Raw genomic sequence first — 4357 nt, 5'->3', positions numbered from 1 at the left:
CCGGCGGTCCCGGTGGCGGTGGCGGCGGCTTCGCCGGTCGTCCCGGTGGCGGCGGTGGCCGTCCCGGCTTCGGCGGTCGTCCCGGTGGTCCGGGTGGCCGTGGTGGCACGCAGGGTGCGTTCGGCCGTCCCGGCGGGCCCGCCCGTCGTGGTCGCAAGTCGAAGCGTCAGAGGCGCCAGGAGTACGAGGCCATGCAGGCCCCGTCGGTCGGCGGCGTCATGCTGCCTCGCGGCAACGGCGCCACGGTGCGTCTGTCGCGCGGTGCGTCCCTCACCGACTTCGCCGAGAAGATCAACGCCAACCCGGCGTCGCTCGTCGGCGTGATGATGAACCTCGGCGAGATGGTCACTGCCACGCAGTCCGTCTCCGACGAGACGCTGAAGCTCCTCGCGGACGAGATGAACTTCGTCCTCGAGATCGTCAGCCCCGAGGAGGAGGACCGCGAGCTGCTCGAGTCCTTCGACATCGAGTTCGGCGAGGACGAGGGTGGCGAGGAACTCCTCGTCGCGCGTCCGCCGGTCGTGACCGTCATGGGTCACGTCGACCACGGTAAGACCCGACTGCTCGACACCATCCGCAAGACGAACGTCATCGCGGGTGAGGCCGGCGGCATCACGCAGCACATCGGTGCGTACCAGGTCACGACGGAGGTGAACGAGGAGGAGCGCAAGATCACCTTCATCGACACCCCCGGTCACGAGGCCTTCACCGCCATGCGTGCCCGTGGTGCGAAGTCGACCGACATCGCGATCCTCGTGGTCGCGGCCAACGACGGCGTCATGCCGCAGACGGTCGAGGCGCTGAACCACGCCAAGGCCGCCGAGGTCCCGATCGTCGTCGCGGTCAACAAGATCGACGTCGAGGGTGCCGACCCGACCAAGGTGCGCGGTCAGCTGACCGAGTACGGCCTGGTGGCCGAGGAGTACGGCGGCGACACCATGTTCGTCGACATCTCCGCCAAGCAGGGCCTCAACATCGAGTCCCTCCTGGAGGCCGTGGTCCTGACCGCGGACGCCTCGCTCGACCTGCGGGCCAACCCGGAGCAGGACGCGCAGGGTATTGCGATCGAGTCGCACCTCGACAAGGGCCGCGGTGCCGTCTCGACGGTCCTGGTCCAGCGCGGCACGCTGCGCATCGGCGACACGATGGTGGTCGGCGACGCGTACGGCCGTGTCCGCGCCATGCTCGACGACAGCGGGAACAACGTCGAGGAAGCGGGTCCCTCGACCCCCGTCCTCGTGCTCGGTCTCACCAACGTCCCGGGTGCCGGCGACAACTTCCTGGTGGTCGACGAGGACCGTACGGCCCGTCAGATCGCCGAGAAGCGTGCCGCTCGCGAGCGCAACGCCAACTTCGCGCGCCGCGGCGTCCGGTTCTCCCTGGAGAACCTGGACGAGGCCCTCAAGGCCGGTCTGGTGCAGGAGCTCAACCTCATCATCAAGGGCGACGCGTCCGGTTCGGTGGAGGCCCTCGAGTCCTCGCTGCTCCAGCTCGACGTCGGTGAAGAGGTCGACATCCGTGTCCTGCACCGCGGTGTGGGTGCGGTCACCGAGTCCGACATCAACCTGGCGACCGGCTCCGACGCCATCGTCATCGGCTTCAACGTCCGGGCAGCCGGCCGTGCGCAGCAGATGGCGGAGCGCGAGGGCGTCGACGTCCGGTACTACTCGGTGATCTACCAGGCCATCGAGGAGATCGAGGCGGCCCTCAAGGGCATGCTCAAGCCGGAGTACGAAGAGGTCGAGCTCGGCACGGCGGAGATCCGCGAGGTCTTCAAGTCGTCCAAGCTGGGCAACATCGCCGGTGTGCTCGTCCGGTCCGGAGAGGTCAAGCGCAACACCAAGGCGCGCCTGCTGCGCGATGGCAAGGTCATCGCGGAGAGCCTCAACATCTCCGGTCTGCGTCGCTTCAAGGACGACGTCACCGAGATCCGCGAAGGGTTCGAGGGCGGTATCAACCTCGGCAACTTCAACGACATCAAGGTCGACGACGTCATCGCGACGTACGAGATGCGCGAGAAGCCGCGCGCGTAACCTGAAGTGCGATCGGGGCCGGTCGACGGGACTTATTTCCGTCGATCGGCCCCGGCCGTTGCGTGTACGGTTCCCGTATCGGCGTAACTGCGTAGCGCCATACGAACCCGGACCGGCGGGACATCCGGATACACACATGTATGTGGGGACTCTGTCCTTCGATCTGCTCCTCGGCGACGTCCACTCGCTGAAGGAGAAGCGCTCCCTCGTCCGTCCGATCGTCGCCGAACTCCAGCGCAAATATGCGGTGAGCGCGGCGGAGACGGGCAACCAGGACCTCCACCGCAGGGCCGAGATCGGGCTCGCGGTGGTCTCCGGGGACACGGGACACCTCGCCGAGGTACTGGACCACTGCGAGCGGCTGGTGGCCGGGCGGCCCGAGGTGGAACTGCTCTCGGTTCGACGCAGGCTCCACAGCGACGAAGACTGAAGCAACAAGCAAGACAGTTACTAAGGAGACGGACCAGTGGCCGACAACGCGCGCGCCAAGAGGCTGGCGGACCTCATTCGAGAGGTGGTGGCCCAGAAGCTGCAGCGTGGGATCAAGGACCCGCGGCTCGGCACCCACGTCACCATCACGGACACCCGCGTCACGGGTGACCTTCGGGAGGCGACCGTCTTCTACACGGTCTACGGGGACGACGAGCAGCGGGCCGAGGTGGCTGCCGGTCTGGAGAGCGCCAAGGGCATCCTGCGCTCCGCGGTCGGCCAGGCCGCCGGGGTGAAGTTCACGCCGACCCTGACCTTCGTCGCGGACGCCCTCCCGGACAACGCCAAGACGATCGAGGACCTCCTCGACAAGGCGCGGTCCTCGGACGCCCAGGTGCGCGAGGCGTCCGCGGGCGCCACGTTCGCCGGCGGGGCCGACCCGTACCGCAAGCCGGAAGAGGACGACGACGCCACCTCGGACGAGGACGGCGACGCCTGAGCATGTCCGACCGCACCCCACCGCCCGACGGGCTTGTCATCGTCGACAAGCCGTCGGGCTTCACTTCGCACGACGTCGTGGCCAAGATGCGCGGGATCGCCAAGACGCGCAAGGTCGGCCACGCGGGCACCCTCGACCCCATGGCGACGGGCGTCCTCGTGCTCGGCGTCGAGCGGGCCACCAAGCTCCTCGGCCATCTCGCACTGACGGAGAAGGAGTACCTGGGCACCATCCGGCTCGGGCAGAACACCCTGACCGACGACGCCGAGGGCGAGCTCACCTCCTCCACCGACGCGTCCGGGGTCACGCGCGAGGCGATCGACGCGGGCATCGCCGAGCTCAGCGGCGACATCATGCAGGTGCCGTCCAAGGTCAGCGCCATCAAGATCAAGGGCGTGCGCTCGTACAAGCGGGCCCGCGACGGCGAGGACTTCGAGATCCCCGCCCGGCCCGTCACCATCTCCTCGTTCGCCGTGTACGACGTCCGGGAGGCGGTCGCCGAGGACAGGACGCCCGTGCTCGACCTGGTCGTGTCGGTGGTCTGCTCGTCCGGTACGTACATCCGGGCCCTCGCCCGCGACCTGGGCGCCGGCCTCGGCGTCGGCGGGCATCTGACCGCGCTGCGCCGCACCCGCGTCGGCCCGTACAAGCTCGACTCGGCGCGCACCCTGGACCAGCTCCAGGAGGAGCTGACCGTGATGCCGGTGGCCGAGGCCGCGGGCGCCGCGTTCCCCCTCTGGGACGTCGACGCCAAGCGCGGGCAGCTGCTGCTCAACGGGGTGCGCCTGGAGATGCCCGCGCAGTACGCGGGCGCCGGGCCCGTCGCCGTCTTCGGCGCCGACGGCCGCTTCCTCGCGTTGGTCGAGGAGACGAAGGGCAAGGCGAAGAGCCTGGCCGTCTTCGGCTGACCGACTGAAGGACCTGCGGTGGAGCGGCGGTCGCCCGGTTTCCGGGTGGCCGCCGCTCCACGTTCCCCCTGTTCCCCTCCCCAGGGTCTCTCCGCCGGGCCGTTCCCTTCACCCCTTCGAGCAGGCGCTCGGAGTGAACCGGGGGAGCGGAAGGGGGCGCGTTCGCGTCGCGTCCTGTCCGGCTGATCACCGCGCGCCTACCGTCGGGAACACGGGGCGTGGCGGGAGGTTCGAGGCATGGTGGATCCGCCTCTGGTACGGATCTGTGATCTGGCCGGGCGGCCGCGCGGGGCGGGGTTCCTCGCGGACGACCGGGGCACCGTCGTCACCAGCCACGAGGCGGTGGACGGGCTCGGGCGAGTGGTGCTGCACGCGCCGGGCGGCGCGACGTGCGTGGTGGGACCGGAGTCGGTCCGCGCGCTGCCCGGGGCCGACCTCGCGCTGGTGCACACCGAGGGACTCGGCGGGGCGCCGCTGCCCGTCGGGGC

The 4357-nt window shown here is 69.7% G+C and carries 5 protein-coding genes; all 5 read left to right on the top strand.

Features of this window, described 5'->3' with window-relative positions; genetic code table 11:
* The coding region (gene infB / locus G3I40_RS18645) for a translation initiation factor IF-2 (RefSeq protein ID WP_164303270.1) at positions 1-2033 on the top strand (2033 nt) is incomplete at its 5' end.
* Positions 2034-2169: 136 nt separating this feature from the next.
* Entirely contained in the window at positions 2170-2463 is a 294-nt protein-coding gene (locus G3I40_RS18640) for a DUF503 domain-containing protein (protein ID WP_164303269.1), read from the top strand.
* Between the two features lie 36 nt (positions 2464-2499).
* A complete protein-coding gene (gene rbfA / locus G3I40_RS18635) occupies positions 2500-2961 on the top strand; it encodes a 30S ribosome-binding factor RbfA (protein ID WP_164303268.1) in 462 nt (153 codons plus the stop codon).
* Between the two features lie 2 nt (positions 2962-2963).
* Entirely contained in the window at positions 2964-3869 is a 906-nt protein-coding gene (gene truB, locus G3I40_RS18630) for a tRNA pseudouridine(55) synthase TruB (protein WP_164303267.1), read from the top strand.
* A 237-nt stretch (positions 3870-4106) separates the two neighbouring features.
* Positions 4107-4357: hypothetical protein (locus G3I40_RS18625; protein WP_164303266.1), on the top strand; the 251-nt coding region annotated here is incomplete at its 3' end.

Source organism: Streptomyces sp. SID14478, assembly GCF_010548525.1.
In the GTDB taxonomy this organism is placed as follows: Bacteria; Actinomycetota; Actinomycetes; order Streptomycetales; family Streptomycetaceae; genus Streptomyces.
Note: the sequence above shows the minus strand (reverse complement) of the source record. Positions and strands in the feature narration are given on the sequence as shown.

Coding starts and splice junctions, on each gene's coding strand:
- G3I40_RS18640 (WP_164303269.1), top strand. CDS start 2,170: ATGTATGTGGGGACTCTGTCCTTCGATCTGCTCCTCGGCGACGTCCAC.
- truB (WP_164303267.1), top strand. CDS start 2,964: ATGTCCGACCGCACCCCACCGCCCGACGGGCTTGTCATCGTCGACAAG.